The 16690-nt window shown below is 69.7% G+C and carries 15 protein-coding genes and 1 pseudogene; all 16 read right to left on the minus strand.

Annotation, left to right across the window (positions count from 1 at the left end):
- Window positions 1–61 precede the first annotated feature (61 nt).
- The 16 genes and pseudogenes from ACZ63D_RS00185 to ACZ63D_RS00260 all read right to left on the minus strand — a co-directional run bounded on the left by ACZ63D_RS00185 (window position 62) and on the right by ACZ63D_RS00260 (window position 16655).
- Complete coding sequence (locus ACZ63D_RS00185) at window positions 62–1528, minus strand: aldehyde dehydrogenase family protein (RefSeq protein ID WP_465352075.1); 1467 nt, start codon at window positions 1526–1528, stop codon at window positions 62–64.
- 31 nt (window positions 1529–1559) lie between these two features.
- Window positions 1560–1745, minus strand: a complete 186-nt coding sequence (locus ACZ63D_RS00190) for a hypothetical protein (protein WP_465352076.1) — start codon at window positions 1743–1745, stop codon at window positions 1560–1562.
- A 103-nt stretch (window positions 1746–1848) separates the two neighbouring features.
- On the minus strand, window positions 1849–3207 hold the full coding sequence (locus tag ACZ63D_RS00195; RefSeq protein WP_465352077.1) for an aldehyde dehydrogenase: 1359 nt from the start codon (window positions 3205–3207) through the stop codon (window positions 1849–1851).
- Window positions 3204–4619, minus strand: coding sequence for an MmgE/PrpD family protein (locus ACZ63D_RS00200; RefSeq protein ID WP_465352078.1), 1416 nt, complete (start codon window positions 4617–4619; stop codon window positions 3204–3206). Before ACZ63D_RS00200 ends, ACZ63D_RS00195 begins: the two co-directional genes overlap by 4 nt.
- Window positions 4620–4723: 104 nt before the next feature.
- Window positions 4724–6178 (minus strand): helix-turn-helix domain-containing protein, encoded by a 1455-nt coding sequence (locus ACZ63D_RS00205; RefSeq protein ID WP_465352079.1) that lies wholly within the window; start codon window positions 6176–6178, stop codon window positions 4724–4726.
- 52 nt (window positions 6179–6230) lie between these two features.
- Window positions 6231–6952 (minus strand): annotated as a pseudogene (locus tag ACZ63D_RS00210) (SDR family NAD(P)-dependent oxidoreductase); the annotation flags it as partial.
- A 54-nt stretch (window positions 6953–7006) separates the two neighbouring features.
- Entirely contained in the window at window positions 7007–7348 is a 342-nt protein-coding gene (locus tag ACZ63D_RS00215; RefSeq protein WP_465352080.1) for a nuclear transport factor 2-like protein, read from the minus strand.
- Window positions 7349–7422: 74 nt separating this feature from the next.
- Entirely contained in the window at window positions 7423–8358 is a 936-nt protein-coding gene (locus ACZ63D_RS00220) for a LysR family transcriptional regulator (protein ID WP_465352081.1), read from the minus strand.
- Between the two features lie 12 nt (window positions 8359–8370).
- Entirely contained in the window at window positions 8371–9723 is a 1353-nt protein-coding gene (locus tag ACZ63D_RS00225) for a phenylacetate--CoA ligase family protein (protein ID WP_465352082.1), read from the minus strand.
- Window positions 9724–9753: 30 nt separating this feature from the next.
- Window positions 9754–10902, minus strand: a complete 1149-nt coding sequence (locus tag ACZ63D_RS00230; RefSeq protein WP_465352083.1) for a CaiB/BaiF CoA transferase family protein — start codon at window positions 10900–10902, stop codon at window positions 9754–9756.
- Window positions 10892–12100, minus strand: coding sequence for a CaiB/BaiF CoA transferase family protein (locus ACZ63D_RS00235; protein ID WP_465352084.1), 1209 nt, complete (start codon window positions 12098–12100; stop codon window positions 10892–10894). The genes ACZ63D_RS00230 and ACZ63D_RS00235 overlap by 11 nt, the downstream gene beginning before the upstream one ends.
- Window position 12101: 1 nt before the next feature.
- A complete protein-coding gene (locus tag ACZ63D_RS00240) occupies window positions 12102–12509 on the minus strand; it encodes a Zn-ribbon domain-containing OB-fold protein (protein ID WP_465352085.1) in 408 nt (135 codons plus the stop codon).
- On the minus strand, window positions 12509–13735 hold the full coding sequence (locus tag ACZ63D_RS00245; protein WP_465352086.1) for a thiolase family protein: 1227 nt from the start codon (window positions 13733–13735) through the stop codon (window positions 12509–12511). The genes ACZ63D_RS00240 and ACZ63D_RS00245 overlap by 1 nt, the downstream gene beginning before the upstream one ends.
- On the minus strand, window positions 13732–14238 hold the full coding sequence (locus ACZ63D_RS00250) for a MaoC family dehydratase (RefSeq protein WP_465352087.1): 507 nt from the start codon (window positions 14236–14238) through the stop codon (window positions 13732–13734). Before ACZ63D_RS00250 ends, ACZ63D_RS00245 begins: the two co-directional genes overlap by 4 nt.
- Before the next feature lie 27 nt (window positions 14239–14265).
- Window positions 14266–15417, minus strand: a complete 1152-nt coding sequence (locus ACZ63D_RS00255) for an acyl-CoA dehydrogenase family protein (protein ID WP_465352088.1) — start codon at window positions 15415–15417, stop codon at window positions 14266–14268.
- A gap of 32 nt (window positions 15418–15449) precedes the next feature.
- The gene (locus tag ACZ63D_RS00260) at window positions 15450–16655 is read right to left on the minus strand and encodes a CaiB/BaiF CoA transferase family protein (protein ID WP_465352089.1); all 1206 of its coding nucleotides are present in this window, start codon (window positions 16653–16655) and stop codon (window positions 15450–15452) included.
- Window positions 16656–16690: the final 35 nt, after the last annotated feature.

Raw genomic sequence — 16690 nt, forward strand, 5'->3', positions numbered from 1 at the left:
CGAACACCGCCGCGCACCGACAGGCGGAGAACCGCGGCGAGCGGGCCCGGGACGGCGGCGGTCAGGAGAGGCCGGGTCCGAGGAGGATCTGCTTGGTTTCGGCGAATTCCCGGATTCCTTCGGGCCCGCCTTCCCGTCCCCAGCCGGATCCTTTCCTGCCTCCCCAGGGCGCGGCGACGCTCGGGCCGAACGAATTCAGCGCGACCGAGCCCGCGGCGATGCGGTCCGCGCAGTACTGGCCGCGTTCGAGATCGGCCGTGTAGACCGTCGCGGCGAGACCGTAGGACGTGTCGTTGGCGAGCGCGATGCCGTCGTCCAGGTCCGTGTAGGCCAGCACCGCCGTGACCGGGCCGAAAACCTCGTTCCGGGCGAGGTCCGACCCGCGCTGGACGTCGGTCACGATGGTGGGCTCGAACCACCACCCGGGACCAGGCGGACGCCCTCCCCCGGCGACGACGCGGCCTCCTTCCGCGACGGCGCGCTGGACGGCCCGCTCGGTGCGGGTGCGGGCGGCCGCGTTGGCGAGCGGGCCGATGTCGGTGCCGCGGTCGAGCGGATCGCCGATCTTCAGCCGCGACCACGCGCCGGTCATCGCCTCGACGACTTCGTCGTGCCTCGATTCGGGGACGAGCACGCGGGTGAGCAGGGCGCAGACTTGGCCGGTGCCGCCGGTCGCGCCCGGGACCAGGCTGCGCAGCACCTTGTCCAGCGGAGCGTCCGGGAGGATGAGTGCCGGAGACTTCCCGCCGAGCTCCAGGTGCGTGCGGGCGAGCCGGCCGCGGGTCGAATCAATGATGTCCTGCGCGGCGACGCGTCCGCCGGTCAGGGAGACCAGGTCGACCCGCGGATCGGCCGACAACGCACGAGCGACGTCGGTGTCCCCGGCCAAAATGGACAGCGTGCCGGGCGGGAAACCGGCCGTTTCGGCGCACTCGGCCGCCAGGCGCATGATCAGCTGCGATTCCACCGCCGCTTTCACGATCACCGGACAACCGGCGAGCAGGGCTGGGATGATCTTGGTGGCCATCGTGACCAGCGGGCCGTTGTAGGCCATGATCCCTGCGACCACGCCCGCCGGCTCGTGCTTCACGATCACGTCGCCGAGCGGAGTGCTGCGCCGTTCCGGCCGCAGCGCGTCTTCGGCCTGGTCGAGCGCCGCCGTCCACGCACCGACCGCGCCGAAGCGATGCAAGGTGGCGCTGTAGCGGACCGGCATCCCGGCTTCGACCGCCCACACCGCACCCATTTCCTGGAGCCGTTCTTCCATGGCGGCGCAGAAACGCCGGCAGGCCGCGACTCGTTCCGCGACCGGCAGGCGAGCCCACGACGGCAAGCCCCGCTCGTGCGCCGCGGCCACCGCCGCCTCGGCTTGGCCGGTTCCCGGCAGCCCTACTTCGGCCACGACCTTTTCGTCCGCGGGCGACACGATCCCGTAGCGGCCCCCGCTCGCGGGCAGCCATTCGCCGCCGACGTACACCTCGTCCGGGTGCCGGACCTCGACACCCGCGATCTCGATCGAGTTCGCCACTCGTCGTCTCCGTTCTCGTCCGGCCGCCGGTTCAGGACATGACCAGCGACGCCCGGGCGGTTGTGCCCGCGGCCTGGTCGGCCAGCGCGACACGGTCCTCCGGCGAGCCGGACGCGGGGAAGTCGACTGTCTCGTCGGCGCCCAGCTGCGCCAAGCTGTCCGGTGAGACGCGCGGGACCTGCCCAGCGACCGCGTCCGTGATGCACGAAATGGCCATTTCCCTCGCGCTCGCCGAGCCTGCCCCGCTGTCGTCGCGCCGCGCCGGAGAAGCCGCATCCACATCGCCCGCTTGTGCGCGGCGCGGGTCCCTCTCCGCTCCGCTACGCCCGGAAGATCGTCTTGTACTCCAGGTACGCGTCGACGCTCTGCGGCCCGAGTTCCCGGCCGATCCCGCTGTTCTTGACTCCGCCGAACGGCGTCTCGATCGGCAGCGTCGAGGTGTTCACCCCGACGCTGCCGGTCACGATCCGGCGAGCAACCTCCGTCGCCCGGTCCCGGTCCGGCGAGAACACCCCGCCGCCGAGGCCGTACTCCGAGTCGTTCGCGATGGCGACCGCTTCGTCCACCGTCTGGTAGGGCATCACGGTGAGCACCGGACCGAAGATTTCCTCGCGGGCGATGCGCATGTCGTTGGTGACTCCGCGGAAGATCGTCGGCGCGACGTAGTAGCCGCGCTCGAACGGGCGGCCGCCGCCGATCACCAATTCGGCGCCCTCCGCCTTGCCGAGTTCGATGTAGGACTCGACTCGCTCTCGCTGCGTCGCGTTCACGAGCGGGCCGAAGAACACCGTCGGGTCGAGCGGGTCCCCCTGCGGGATCCCGGCCATCGTGGCCGCGAGCAGGTCCACGACCTCGTCGTAGCGCGACGCCGGAGCCAGCACCCGGGTCAGCGCCCGGCAGGTCTGCCCGGTGTTCGGTGCGCAGGCGGAAAGCACCAGCGGCCGGAACGCGTCGAGATCGACGTCGTCGAGCAGGATGCCCGCCGACTTGCCACCCAGCTCCAGAGTGACGTGCTTCAACTGCTTCGCGCATTCGGCGGCGATCGCTTTGCCCGCTACGGTCGAGCCGGTGAACGCCACCTTGTGCACGCCAGGATGCGCGACCAGCGCCGCACCGGTTTCGCGCCCGCCGGTCACGATGTTCACCACGCCTTCGGGAATTCCCGCCGCGGTGACGATTTCCGCGAAGACGAACGCGTCCAGCGACGTCTCCGGCGCCGGCTTGATCACCGCGGTGCAGCCGGCCGCCAGCGCGGGGCCGAGCTTCCACGCGATGAGCGGCTGCGGGCCGTTCCACGGCGTGATGGCCGCGACCACGCCGACCGGTTCGCGCAGCACGATCGCGTCGCCGCTCGCCGTCTCGACATGTTCTTCGACCGAGAGTCTATCCGCCAGCGAAGCGAAGTACCGGTAGCAGACCGGCACCTGGCTCTGCATCGCGCGGGTGATGCTGATCGGCGTGCCATTCTGCCGGGTGACCAGCTCCGAAATCTCCTCAGAGCGCTTTTCAAACTCGTCCGCCAGCGCGCGCAGGTAACCGGCGCGGGTGGCGGGCGACAGAGCCGACCACGGGCCGAGCGCCTTGGCCGCAGCGGACACCGCCGCGTCGACGGCCGCCGCGTCGCTGTCCACAATGGACCCGATCACTTCCTCGGTGGCCGGGTTGATCACGTCGATCATGCCGCACCGCCGACCTGGTTCAGCAGCACCGAGACGTCCTCGACGTTCTGCAGATCGAAAACCGCCTGGACGATCGCGTCCGGGTCCGCCACGACGCCCTCCACGTTGTGCCGGAACTTCGCGACGAGTTCGTCGTCAGTCATATAAGTGGCCGGGTCGGGCGACGGGCTGCCCTTCGGGTAGGCGCGCTCGCCGCGGTAGGTGGTGCCGCGAGCCTCGACCTCGACCAGCGACCGGCGAGCGGCCGGATTGTTCTTGAGCGCCTCCGTGTAGTCCGGGTGCGCCTTGAACTCGGCCTTCTTCGTCAGGTCGAGAACCGAGGAGTCCAGCACCGCCTCCGGGGTTTGCCAGTCCTTGCCCGGTGGGATCCGGTGCGCGGCGAGGGCGAGACCGTGCGTCATGCTGAACTGGGCGTCGCGCGGGTTGCGGATGGTTTCGTTCACCCAGACCGGCTGCATGACGAAACTCTCGCCATACGCGGTGATCGCGTCGATCTCGTCGGGGCGGATGTCGTGGGTTTCGACGATCTCGGTCAGCGCGTCGAACAACGCGTGCATGACCCGGCAATGCGGATACGGCTTGAACGACTGGAACGGCGTGAACGTCCATGTCTCGCCGAGCTCCGCGGTGATCGGCGCCGGTTCCCAGCGGGAGGTGCCGATGAAGCGCGGGAAGCCGTATTCGCGGTCGTCGAGCATCTGCCGGTCGCCGGTGTGGCCGCGTTCGGCGAGGTTCGCGGCGGTGACCGCGGACAACGCCATTCCTCCGGCCAGCTGGTATTTGATCGTGGTGGCCGGAGCGTGCATCATCCACGCGCGCTGGGTGTTGGTCGGCGCGGTGGAGCCCATGATGCCGAGCGCGTCGGCCAGGGTTTCCCCGTCGAACCCCTTGACGACGCCGACCGCGGCCGCGGCGCCGAAAAGCGTGCTGCTGTAGCCGATGACGTCCGGAATGGTGACGACACCGTCCTTGATGTCGCGCAGGTAGTCGGTCGCTTTCCCGATCCGGTACGACATTTCGTGGGCCACCGCGATCGCTTCGAGCAGTTTCGTGCCGGACGTCCGCAACGACTCCGCGGTGGCCAGCGCGCCGGGCAGCACGTACGGCGTGACATGGCCGGGCGGCAGGACCGCGTCCTGGTCGAGCGCGTTGATCAGCTCGGCGTTGGCGAACGCGGCGGCGGGAACCGAAGTCTTGACGCCGGTGCCGAGGATCGACGCTGAACCTTCGCTGCCGCCGAGGTATCGCGCGTAGTCGACGCCGCGCTGCGCGCCTTGGTCGCCGAGGGACGCCACCGCGCAGCCGAGCGAGTCGAGCAGGATGCGCTGGGATTCGCGGATCACCTCGTCGGGGAATTCCCGGGCGTCCGCGCCCGCGGCGAATCCCGCGAGCCGCTCGATGATCGTCGCCATACCTGCTCCTCGTCGATGTCAGATCGGCCACCACCCAGGGCAGCGCGCATGAAATATATAATATCTAGTTGACCGGAAGGGTCAAGCCACTCGGCGGGCAAGGGTCAGCGGATGCGCAAGGCTTTCAGCCGGTTGTACAGCGTCGACCGGCTGATCCCCAGCGCGCGGGCCGCTTCGAGCTTGTTGCCGCCCGCGGCCGCGATCGCCGCGACGATCACCTCGCGCTCGGCCCGGTCGAACGGCGAAGCGAGCGCCGATCCGTCCCGATGCGACGGCGGAAGGTCTGCCGGGACGACGTCGCCCGCCGAACGCCGCTCCGCCACGGTGCGGACGACCCGGCGCAGTTCGGCCAGATTCCCCGGCCACGGCTGAGCCGCCAGCAACCGCAAGGACTCCGGCGTGAACCGGGCGGCGCACTCCTCGCTCAGCATTCGCTGTGCCAGTCTGGGGATCTCGTGGCGGCGGACGCGCAACGGAGCCAGCTCCCGCCGCTCACCGCAGCAGGCCGTGATCGGCGGGTGGGGTTTGCCCGCGGCAGAGGTCAGCACGACGTTCCGCCTCGACATCCGCGTCCGCGCCGCGACCAACGCGGCCAGCGGCTCCGACAGCAGCTGCACGTTCTCGACAATCGCGGCCGGGCCGTCGCCTTCCAGCAGGCGGCTGGCCCGCTCGGCCCATTCCGCCGCGCCGACCCGAATCGCTTCGACTCCGTCCAGCACCGCCGCACTGTCCCCGGCGGCCTCTCGCGCGACAGTCGTCTTGCCCGTGCCCGGCTCCCCCGCCACCAGCAACGGCCACCGCACCGGCACCGCGGCACGCGGGCGGCGGGGACGCTGCTCGGCCACGAGGTCGACCATGGTCCCCTCGGTGCCCTCCACCGGAGCCCAGGAAAGCCGCACCGGCTGGCCGGACGCCAACGTGATCCGCGCGTTCCCGCCGCCGTCCTCAATGCACGCTTCGACCGCGGCGTGGTCGGCCGGCGCCAAAAGGTCGAGCGCGGGCTGGGTGGCCAGCACGAGACCGTGCCCGACGACCAGCACCCGCCGGTCCCGCCGCCCGGCCGCGGCTTGGAACGCGGCGAGCAGCCGTCGCTGCGCCTCCGCGGCGTCCGTCCGGAGCCTGCTTTCGATCTCCGCGACCAGGTGGCGCACCAGCGCCGGGGCCAGCCGCTCGTCCCGGCTCACCGGCACCGCGAAGTCGAGCACCCCGGCGAGCCGCCGGGTGCCGGGATGGACGATCGGATGGCCGAAGCAGGTGAAATCGTGGAAAGCGGGCAGCGCGTGCTCGGCTCCGCGCAGCAGCAGGCTCCGGCGGGTTTCCAGCGGCGTGCCGATCGCGTTCACGCCGACCTCGTCCTCCCCCAGGCGCACGCCCGGCACCACCCCGAGCGAGGTGACCTCCCGCCCGAAAGCGCGCTCGCCGTAGCGGATGTCCACCACCTTGGCCCGGTGGTCGGCCAGCAGCATCGCGACCGAACTGCCCCGCAGCTCCGTCTGCACGCGATCGAGCACCGGCCCCGCGGCGCGGGCCAGCGCGCCGCGGGTCAGCACCGCACTCATGCCACATAATATTTCATGTTTCCGCGAACCAGGTCAATGTGGCGGATCCCGTTCAGTACAGGACGTAGCCGCCGTCGACCGGAACCGTCACGCCCGTGACGAACGACGCCGCGTCCGACAGCAGCCACATCGCCGCCTGCGCCTGCTCGACCGGTTCGCTGCCGCGTCGCAGCGCGTGCGTGGCGGCGACGGTCTTCTCGTACTCCGGATTGAGTTTCAAGTACTCCAGGTACATCGGCGTGCGCGCGGTGGACGGGCCGATGGCGTTGACGCGGATGCCGTGTTCGCCGTACTCGGCCGCCGCCGCTTTCGTCAGGCCCATCAGCGCGTGCTTGGACGCGGTGTATTCCGCGGCCAGCGGAATGTAGACGAACGCCCCGACCGACGCGGTGTTGACGATCGAGCCGCCGCCCGCCCGCAGCATCGCCGGCACCTCGTGCTTCATGCAGAGGAACGGGCCGGTCACGTTGATGGCGAAGACCCGCTCGACTCCTTGCGGGTGAGATCGGCCAGCTTCTTGCCGTTGTTCGGCACGCCCGCGTTGTTGAACGCGCCGTCCAGCCTGCCGTACTCGGATTCGGCCGCCGCCACCATCGCCGCGACCTGCGCCTCGTCGGTGACGTCGGCGGTGACGAACTGGACCTCGCAGCCCTTGCCCGACAGTTCCTCCGCCAGCGCTTCACCGGCTTCGGTGCTGATGTCCGCGATGGTCACCAGCGCGTCGTTCTCGGCGAAGAGCCGCGCGGCCGTCTCGCCGATTCCGCTCGCACCGCCGGTGACGATGATCGAGCGTCCTGCGATCGCACTCATCGAAAGTCCGTTCCCCACCTAGACAGCGATGTCCATCTCGGGGCCGATGTACTCCTCGGCCGAGACCGCCTTGCCGTTCTTGACCGTCACCACCTGGATCAAGTGCACCCGAGCGGCCGCCAGCGTGGCCGAGGTCTGCACGAAGAAACCCTTGTCGGTCAAGGTGTAGCGGGAATTTTCGAACGCCGGAAGGCCGCCGCGTTCGTGGACGGCGTCGACTGCTTCCTTGACGGACATCCACTTGTCGTCGGCGCTGTGCCAGACCTTGCAGTCGTCCGCGCACAGCGAGTAGAACAGGTCGACGTCCGAGAGCGCGCGGATCCAGCCCTTGGCCAGTTCTTCATGAGTCGTCGTTGACATGCGGAGAACGCTAAGCGCACGCCGACCGCGCGACTGTCCGGATACTTGGACACTTCAGCTGTCGAAGACCGCCGTCAGCCGCCCTCCTGGGGTTCGTCCACCGGCCGGTCCAGCAGTTGCTCGATCAGCGCCCGGCACGCCGGGCCCGGACGGCGGCCCGCCGCGGTCGCGAGGTGAATTTTCCGTTCCGCCCACGGTTCGGCGAGTTCGACCACTGCCACCCGGTCGAGGAATTCCCGCGTGACCATGCATTCCGGCTGCGCCGCGACACCGAGTCCGGCCTGGACCAGGCTCAGCGCGACCTCCCCGCTGCGCACGCTGTACGCCGGTTCGAACTCCTCGCCCAGCCGCCGCGCCGCGGCCTGGAACGCGCCCGCCATCGGGCCCACCGCGATCAGGGGTTCCGCGAGCAGGTCCGCGAACGTCACGCTCAGCCGGTCCGCGAACCGGTGCCCGCGCGGCAGCGCCACCACGATCCGGTCGCGGCGGTACGGGGTGACGTCCACGCCGGTCAGGTCGAGCTCGTGCGCCGCGGCGAAGACGCCGAGGTCCGCTTCGCCGCGCGCGACCTCCCGCAGGATTTCCTTGTTTTCGATTTCGTGGACGATCAACCGGACTTGCGGATACTGCCGGGAGAATTCACCGAGTTCGCGTGCGAGAAACGGCGCGAAGATCGACCGGGCCGACGCGATCGTCAGGTCGCCTTGCATTCCCTCGGTGAACGCCGCGATTTCCGACCGGATGTCCTCGAGGCTGCCGAAGATCTTGCGCACGTGCCGCGCCAGCACCGCGCCCGCGGGGGTCGGCGCCACGCCGCGCGGGCCGCGGTCGAGCAGTTCGATGCCGGCGATGGCCTCCAGGTCGTGGATCCGTTTCGTCGCCGTCGAGGCCGAGACGTTCTCCCGGATCGCGGCCAGCCCGATCTGCTTCTCCTCGACCGCGGACAGGAACAGCCGCAAGGTCAGGAGGTCGACCTGCCGGATCAGGTGCAGCCTGTTGAACGCGCTCACGCTCTACCTCTATCACGCGGTCTGCGCGGGCACCCGTTCCACGAGATTGACTTTCACGTGGTCAGGACGTTTCAAGGTGCCGTCCGGGACCAGCGTGACGGCGGTTTTCACGTTCAGCGCGGACCGGATCCGGCTTTCCAGCGACGTCCGGAGATCGGCCTGTTTCCCGACCGGGAGCCCAGCCGCGTGCTCGACCACGAGCGGCAGCGGCTTCTGCGTCGAATGCCCCTCGAAGTCCGCGCGGATCCGCATCTCGCCCGTGGTGAGCGGAGCCAGCTCCGCCACCAGCTGCTTGATCGCCGACGGGAACACGTTGATCCCGCGCACGATCAGCATGTCGTCGGTCCGGCCGATGCACCGGACGGTGTACCCGGTCCGCCCGCACGCGCACTCGGTTCCGGTCACCACGACGTGGTCCCGGGTGCGGAAGCGCACCAGCGGGGACGCCTGCCGCCGCAGCGCGGTGTACACCAGCTCGCCCTGGGCGCCCTCCACCGGAGCGATCCGCTCCCCGGTGTCCGGGTCGATCAGCTCGGCGACCATCAGGTCCGGCGACAGGAAGTGCATCCCGTTCGCCGCCTCGCATTCGCCCCAGTAGGTGCACGCGATGTCCGTGCCGCCGAGCATTTCCCGCGAGGTCGCGCCCCACAGCGATTCCAGCTTCTCCCGCACCGCGGGCAGCCCGCCGCCGGGTTCGCCGCCGACGCTGATCGCGCGCACCCCCAGCTCCCGGGCGTCCAGTCCGACGATCGACGGGGCCTGCTCGGCGAGATACGCCAGGAAGTACGGCGTCCCGATGAGCGCGTTCGGCCGCTGGTCCGCCTGCACCCGCAGCAGCCGTTCCGCGCCCGCCTCGGCGCCGATGGGGATGTCCACGATGCCCATGTGCTGCAGGATCTGCACCACCGGCAGCCCGCCGACGAACCCCTTGCTCATGCCGAACGCGTGCAGCAGCCGGTCGCCCGGCCGGAATCCGTTCGCGTACAGCGCCCGCGCGCCCAGCTCGCACCAGGTTTCGATGTCGCCGCGGGTCAGCCCGACGTACGACGGGCTGCCCGTGGTCCCCGAGGAGGCCTGGATCTGCACGATCTCGTCCGGGCCCGCCGCCACGTGCGCGCCCAGCGGCGGCGCGGCAGCCAAGCTTTCGCGCAGCTCCTGCTTCTCCGTGAACGGCAACCTCGCCAGGTCCTCGACCGTCCGCACTTGCGCCAGGTCGATTCCCGCGAATTTTTCCTGATAGAACACGCTGCGCGCGGCCACATACGCCAGCTGCTCCCGCAACCGGTCCTCTTGCACCGCCCGAGCTTCGCTCACGGGCGCGGACTCGATCGCGCTCCAGTGCTTTTCCGAATACGGCGCAGCCATGACATTTTCCACTTCTGTCCGGGGACGGGGTCAGGCCCGGGTCGGCAGCACCGAGCCGAGCAGGTCGTTGTCCGCGCCGATCGGGCGGACCGCGGGCAACGGCGGCGGGCGCCTGCCGTCGAAGGACAAGGGCAGGCCGACGACGCCGATCTCGCCCTCGTCGGCCGCGCCGATGATGCCGAGTTCGCGGGTCTGCTCGTGGCGGACCAGTTCCGGGGTCGTCTGCACCGGTGCGCACGGAATCCCGGCTGCCTGCAACCGGTCCTGCCACTGCGCACGCGTGCCCGTCGCGATCCGCTCGCCGATCAGCCGGTCGATTTCGGCACGGTTCTCCAGCCTGGCGGCGTTCGCGGCGAACCGCGGGTCGTCCGCCCATTCCGGGTGCCCGAGCGCCGCGGACAGCCGGGCGAACAGCGAGTCGTTGGCGCAGCTGATGATCAGCGCACCGTCCGAAGCCGCGAACGCGCGGTGCGGAACGATGAACGCCACGCCGGACCCGTGCCTGCTTCCGGGGTATCCGTCCGCCGCGTATCCGGCGATGCCGACGGAGTTCCACGCGATCGCCGTCTCCAGCAGCGACGCGTCCACCGCGGCGCCGGTGTGCTTGACGTGCCGCCGGTTCAGCGCGGCCAGGATGCCGATCACCGCCCACATACCGGTCCCGAAGTCCACTATGGACACTCCGGCGCGCACCGGCCCGCCGTCGTGTTCTCCGGTGATGTCCATGATCCCGGAGAACGCCTGCATCAGCGGGTCGTAACCGGGCAGTTCGCGCAGCGGCCCGGCCTTGCCGAACGCGCCGATCTCGCAGTGCACCAGCTCCGGCTTGGTCACCCGCAGGCTTTCGGCGTCGAGGCCGTACTTCGCCGCGCTGCCGGGACGCAGGTTGTGCAGGAACACATCGGCCCGCTCGGCGATGAGCCGGTGCAGCGTCGCCAGTTCCGAGCGGTCCTTGATGTCGAGGCTGAGGTAGCGACGGCCGCGGTTGAGCGCGTGGAACGCCGCCCCGTCGCCCTTCCACGCGCTCGGTCCCCAGCCGCGCGCGGAGTCTCCGGCCGGCCGCTCCACCTTCCACACCTCGGCCCCGAGTTCGGCCAGGATCTTGCCGGCGAACGGCGCGGACGCGCTGTCGCTCAGCTCGACCACGACGATCCCCGTCAGGGGCAGTTCACGCGTCATCACGCACTCCCGTCCCGGCCGCGCCCGCCGCGAACAGCGTGGCGGCCTCGTCCTCGCCGAACCCGTACTCCCGCAGCAGCTCCGCCGAATGCTCGCCCAGCCGTGGCGCGGGATACCGCAGCTCGGGAGCGCTTTCGCTCCACTGCTGCGGGATGCCGATGGTGCGCAGCCGCCCCTCCGAGGGATGGTCCTGCTCGGCGAAAAACCCGATGTCGTTCATGTGCGGATCGCTCAGCAGCGTCTCCGGCGTGTTCATCCGGATCGCCGGGATGTCCGCCTCGGCGAGCACCTTCAGCCAGTCCTCGGTGGAGCGGAGCGCGAAGACCTCGGCCAGGAAGGCGTACAGCTCGCCGATGTTCTCCGTCCGGCCGTGGATGTCGGCGAACCTCGGGTCCCGCGCCAGGTCCGCCCGGCCGACCGCGGCGAAGAACCGCTGCCAATGCCGGTCGGTGTAGATGTTGACGCCCAGGTAGCCGTCGAGGGTCCGGTAAGGACGGCGGTCGGCGTTCATCATCCGCGCGTAGCCCCAGCTCCCGATCGGCGGCACGAAGGTGTGCCCGTAGAGGTGGTCGCCCATCGCGAAATGCGCGAACGTCTCGAACATCGGCACCTGGACCTCCTGCCCATGCCCAGTCCGTTCGCGGTAGTACAACGCCGAGGCGACCGCCGACGAGGCCGCCATGCCGACCACCCGGTCCGCGATCGCCGTCGCGACGTACGCGGGTTCGCCCTGTCCGCGGCTCTGCACCACCGGCATGCCCACCGCCGCCTGGATCAGGTCGTCGTAGGCCGGTTTGCCCGCGTACGGGCCGTTCTGGCCGAACCCGAAACACCCGCAGTACACCAGCCGCGGATTGATCTCCCGCGCGTCCGCGTAGGACAGTCCGAGCCGCCGCATCGCCGCTGGGCGCAGGCTGTGCAGCAGCACGTCCGCCGACCGCATCATCCGCACGAGCGCGGCCCGCCCGTCCGGATGCTTGAGGTCGAGCACCAGGCTGCGCTTGTTCCGGTTGAGGTGCAGGAAGATCGCGGCCATCCCGGGGTGGCGCCGCGGCCCGACGCCGCGGGTGGTGTCCCCTTCCGGGGACTCCACCTTCGCCACGTCCGCGCCGAGGTCCGCGAGCAGCAGGGACGCGTACGGCCCCATGAAGTTCGAGGTCAGGTCCAGGATCCGCACACCGTCGAGCGGGCCTGCCATGTCATTCCTCCGCTGCCGGGGCGAACACCGGGATCGTCTGCTCCCCGCGCCGCGCGAACCGCACCTCGACCGGCATCCCGATCTCGATGGCGTCCGGGTCCGCCTCGATCTGCGTGAACAGCTGATAGCCCTCCGCCAGTTCGACGAATCCGACGGTGTAGGGCACGATCGCGGCCCACACCGGCGTCGGACCGCGCATGATCGTGCTGTAGGACCACACCGTGCCGCGACCCCGCGACTCTTCCCACTCCAGCGATCGGGCGGAGCAGTGCGGGCAGTACGAATGCGCGGGCCACACGACCTCGCCGCACGAACCGCAGCGCTGATAGGTGAGCCGTTCCTCGCCGAGCGCCGCCCAGTACGGCTCCGCGTCCGGCAACCGGTACGGCTGCGGCCAGTCCTCGCTCATCACGGCCTCCCAGCTTCGTCGCCGGACAACACCATCACACCCGCCGCGGCGAGCATCCCGCCCGCGCCCTGCACCAGCACCGTGCGCGGTTTCCGCTTCGGTGCCAGCCCCAGCGCGGTCCCGCGCAACTGCCGGACCGCCTCGACCAGACTGTCCATATTGCACGAGATCCCCGGCTGCCCGAAGGAAAGCCAGCCGCCATTGGTGTCGGTCGGCAGGTCGCCGTCGACCCCGGTGCGGCCTTCGCGGTACACGTCGATGCCGTGGCCCTTCTTCGCGAAACCCAGGTCTTCCAGGATGATCGGGCCCATGTGCGCGAAGTTCACCGACAGCTGGAGCATGTCCACATCGGACGGAGTGAGCCCAGACCGGGTGAACGCCTGCCGGGCGGCTTCGACGGTCGCGGTGTGCGTGAGGTTCGGGAATTCGCCGAGGCCCGCGAACCGGCCCGAGCGCATGTTCATCCGGTCGGTGAGGTACTCGTGTGTGGTCGCGGAACCGTAGCCACGCACCCAGACCGGGTCGCGCGCTTCCTTCGCGCGCTCGGGTGAGGTTACCACCAGCGCGCCGCCGGTGCCGCCGCCCCAGGTGGAGCACATCCACCGGCGCAGCGGGGTGGCCACGTACGGCGAGGACAGCACCTTCTCGCGGTCGATCTCGCCGTGCTTGCGCTTGGCCGCGTGCGGATGCTGCGCGCCCCACCGCTGATTGGCAATGGCGACGTCGGCGAGGTCTTCCTCGGTGAGCCCGTATTCGTGGAAGTACCGGCACGCGGCCTGCCCGTACAGAGACGGGATGGTCGGGCCGTACGGCACTTCGTACTGCGGGTCCGAATCGGCCTCCGAACCCATCGCTACGGCGTCCACGAACAACTCGGTCGCGTCACTCTGCACGCACAGCACGTACTCCGCCGCACCCGCCGCGATCATCTGCGACGCCACCGCGATGGTCGACGTCAACCCCGCACCGTGCAAGGTGATCTCGCTGTTGAGCGTCACCGGCATCTGCAGGTGCGAGATGAAGATGTTGCTCCATTGCGATCGCTTGTCCGCCCACGGCGAGCGCCCGGTGAACACCGCGTCGACCTGATGCTTGCCGATCCCGGCGTCGGCCAGCGCGGCCATCGTCGCCTCGGTGGCCAGCTGCAGCGGGTCTTTCCGGTCGGCCTTGGACGCGTACGCGTCGCCCATCCCGACGATCGCGGCGACCGGCTCGCCCGCGCTCACTTCCGCTCCGGCTGCTTCTCCGTGGGCAGCGACGACGCGAGCAGGGCTTCGAGGTCGTCGCGGCGGCGCAGCATCAGCAGGCTCCACTCGCTGCGCTGCACCACATAACCGTCCTGGTTGAGCGCCTTCATCAGGAAGGTCGTGACGCCGTACTTGTCGTCCTTTTCCTTCTTCGCGGTGACCTCGGCGGTCACGTAGATCGTGTCGTCGATCGCGACCGGCTTGAGGTAGCGCAGGTTGTCGATCCCGTAATTCGCCTGGATCGACGGGCCGAACTGGATCAGCCCGGTCATGATCGAGTACGTCAGCGAGCCCTGCACCAGCCGCTTCCCGAACCGGGTCTGCGCGGCGTAGTGCTTGTTGGAGTGGATCTCGATCCAGTTGCCGGTGAGCGCGCAGTAGTTGACGACGTCGGCCTCGGTGATCGTCCGTCCGCCCGAGCGGAAGGTCTGCCCGACCTCCAGCTCGTCGTAAGGCATGTCGATCCGGTTGTTGATCCCCATTGATCTTCTCTCCTCGGGAAAAGCGGTTCAGGCGGGCAGGCGCATCGACTTCGCGATGATCGTGCGCTGGATCTGCGAGGTGCCGCCGCCGATCGTCGACTGGATGCTTTCGCGCAGGTACCGCTCCATGTCGCCCTCGGGCAGGTTCGCGTAGCCGCCCAGGATCTGCATGCCGTCGAGCGCGCACTGCTTCAGCGTTTCCGAGCCGTACAGCTTGGCCATCGACGTCTCGCGCGCGGCGGGCAGGCCCTCGGCTTTCATCTGCGCCGCGCGGTAGCAGAGCAGGCGGGCGGCGTCGACGCGCGTCTGGTTCTCCGCGAGCATGTGCTTGAGCACCTGGAAATCGCGGATCGGCTTGCCGAACTGGGTGCGCTGGTGGGCGTACCGGTTGGCGTTGTCGACCGCTTCCTGCGCGTTGCCGACGTAGGCCGCGGCGACCGCGCAGCGTTCCAGCTCAAGATGTTCGGTGATGATCTTCCAGCCCTGGCCGACCTCGCCGAGCAGCGCGTCGGCGGGCACCCGGACCTCGTCGAGGAAGATCTCGGTGGTGCCGGTCGCGTGCCGGGACAACGTCGGCAGCTTGCGGATGTCCAGGCCCGGGGTGTCGTTCGGGATCAGCAGCACCGACAGGCCGTTGTGCTTGTCGTTCTTGTCCGTGCGCACCAGCATCGCGATGACGGTGTCCTTCGCCGCCGCGCCGCTGCACCACAGCTTCGAGCCGCTGACGATCCAGTCGCCGTTCTCGTCCTGGCGCGCGTGGGTCTTGGTGTTGGCGGCGTCCGAACCGGCGTCCGGCTCGGAAATCGAGACGGAGAACCGGATCTCGCCGTCGATGAACGGCTTGACGTAGCGCGCCTTCTGCTCCGCAGTGCCGTACTTGACGATGTTCATCGCGGTGAACGTGGGCACCAGGACCGAACAGGCGAAGTCGAAGCCGAACTTGCCGAGCCCCTCGGCCATCAGGGAGTAGTCGAAGATGTCCCCGCCGGAGCCGCCCTCGGACTCCGGGATCATGATGCCGAGCCAGCCCTGCTTCGCGATCTTGGCATAGGCCTCGTACGGGTACCGCCGTTCGAAATCGCACTCGCGCACGTACTCGACGGTAATTTCGTTGTCCATGAAATCGTTGACGGTTTTCAGCCATTCCGCCTGCGATTCATTCAGGAAATTCGCGCACATTGTTCCTTCCTCCCATCGCGGTTTCCCTCAGATTAATGCGGACGGCCCGGAAAACCAATTGACGATTCCCGAAGACCGGATTCGGGATTTCCGAACCCGGCGCGCAGGGCCGCGGCCTCTTCGGCGGAGAAGCCCCAGTCGGCCAGCGCCTCGTCCGCGTGCTCCCCCGGCGCGGCGGGCGGCCGCTGAATCGCACCCGGCGTACGGCTGAACCGCGGTGCCGGGGCGGGCTGCACGACGCCGTCGACCTCGACGAACGTTCCGCGCGCCCGCAGGTGCGGATGCCGCGGAGCCTCCGCCATGGACAGCACCGGCGCGAGGCAGACGTCCTGCCCCTCGGCGAGCGCGCACCACTCGTCGCGGGTCCGGGTGCGGAACACCTCGGCGAACCGCTTTTTCATCTCCGGCCAGTGCTCCCGGTCGTGCTGGCCGGGCAGTTCGCCCTCGGCGAAGCCGAGCATCCGCACGGTGTTGCGCCAGAAGCGGGTCTCGTTCGCGGCGAGGCTGATCCAGCCGCCGTCCTTCGTCTCGTAGACCTGGTACCAGGGCGCGCCGGAATCGAGCCGGTTCGTGCCGCGCTCGTCAGTCCAGTAGCCCGCCGCGCGGAACCCGTAGAAGGCGGTCATCAGCGACGCCGAACCGTCCACCATCGCCGCGTCCACCACCTGTCCCTGGCCGGACGTGCGGCTTTCCAGCAGCGCGGACACCACGCCGAGCGCGAGGTACAGCGACCCGCCGCCGAAGTCGCCGGCCAGATTCAGCGGGATCACCGGCGGTCCTCCCGCCTCGCCGATCGAGTGCACGACGCCGGTCAGCGACACGTAGTTGACGTCGTGGCCCGCGGCCTTGGCCAGCGGCCCGTTCTGCCCCCAACCGGTCATCCGGCCGTACACCAGTGCCGGGTTCACGGCCAGGCATTCGTCCGGCCCGAGTCCCAGCTTCTCCGCGACGCCCGGACGGAACCCCTCGACCAGCGCGTCGGCCCGCTCGGCCATCCGCAGCACCGCGGCGACCGCGGCCGGGGTCTTGAGGTCGAGCGGCACGCCGCGGCGGCCGCGGTTCATCAGCTCGAAGCGCGGTTCGATCGGCGCACCGCCGTCGTAGCCGGGCGGGCGTTCGATCCGCAGCACCTCGGCGCCGAGATCGGCCAGCAGCATGCAGGCGAACGGCGTCGGCCCGACCCCGCCCAGCTCGACGATCCGTACCCCGGCCAGCGGTCCGGAATGCGTGTCTTCCATCCTCGCGACGCTACGCGCGCGGGCGGCGGAAACCT

The organism is Amycolatopsis sp. NPDC104775 (assembly GCF_055583325.1).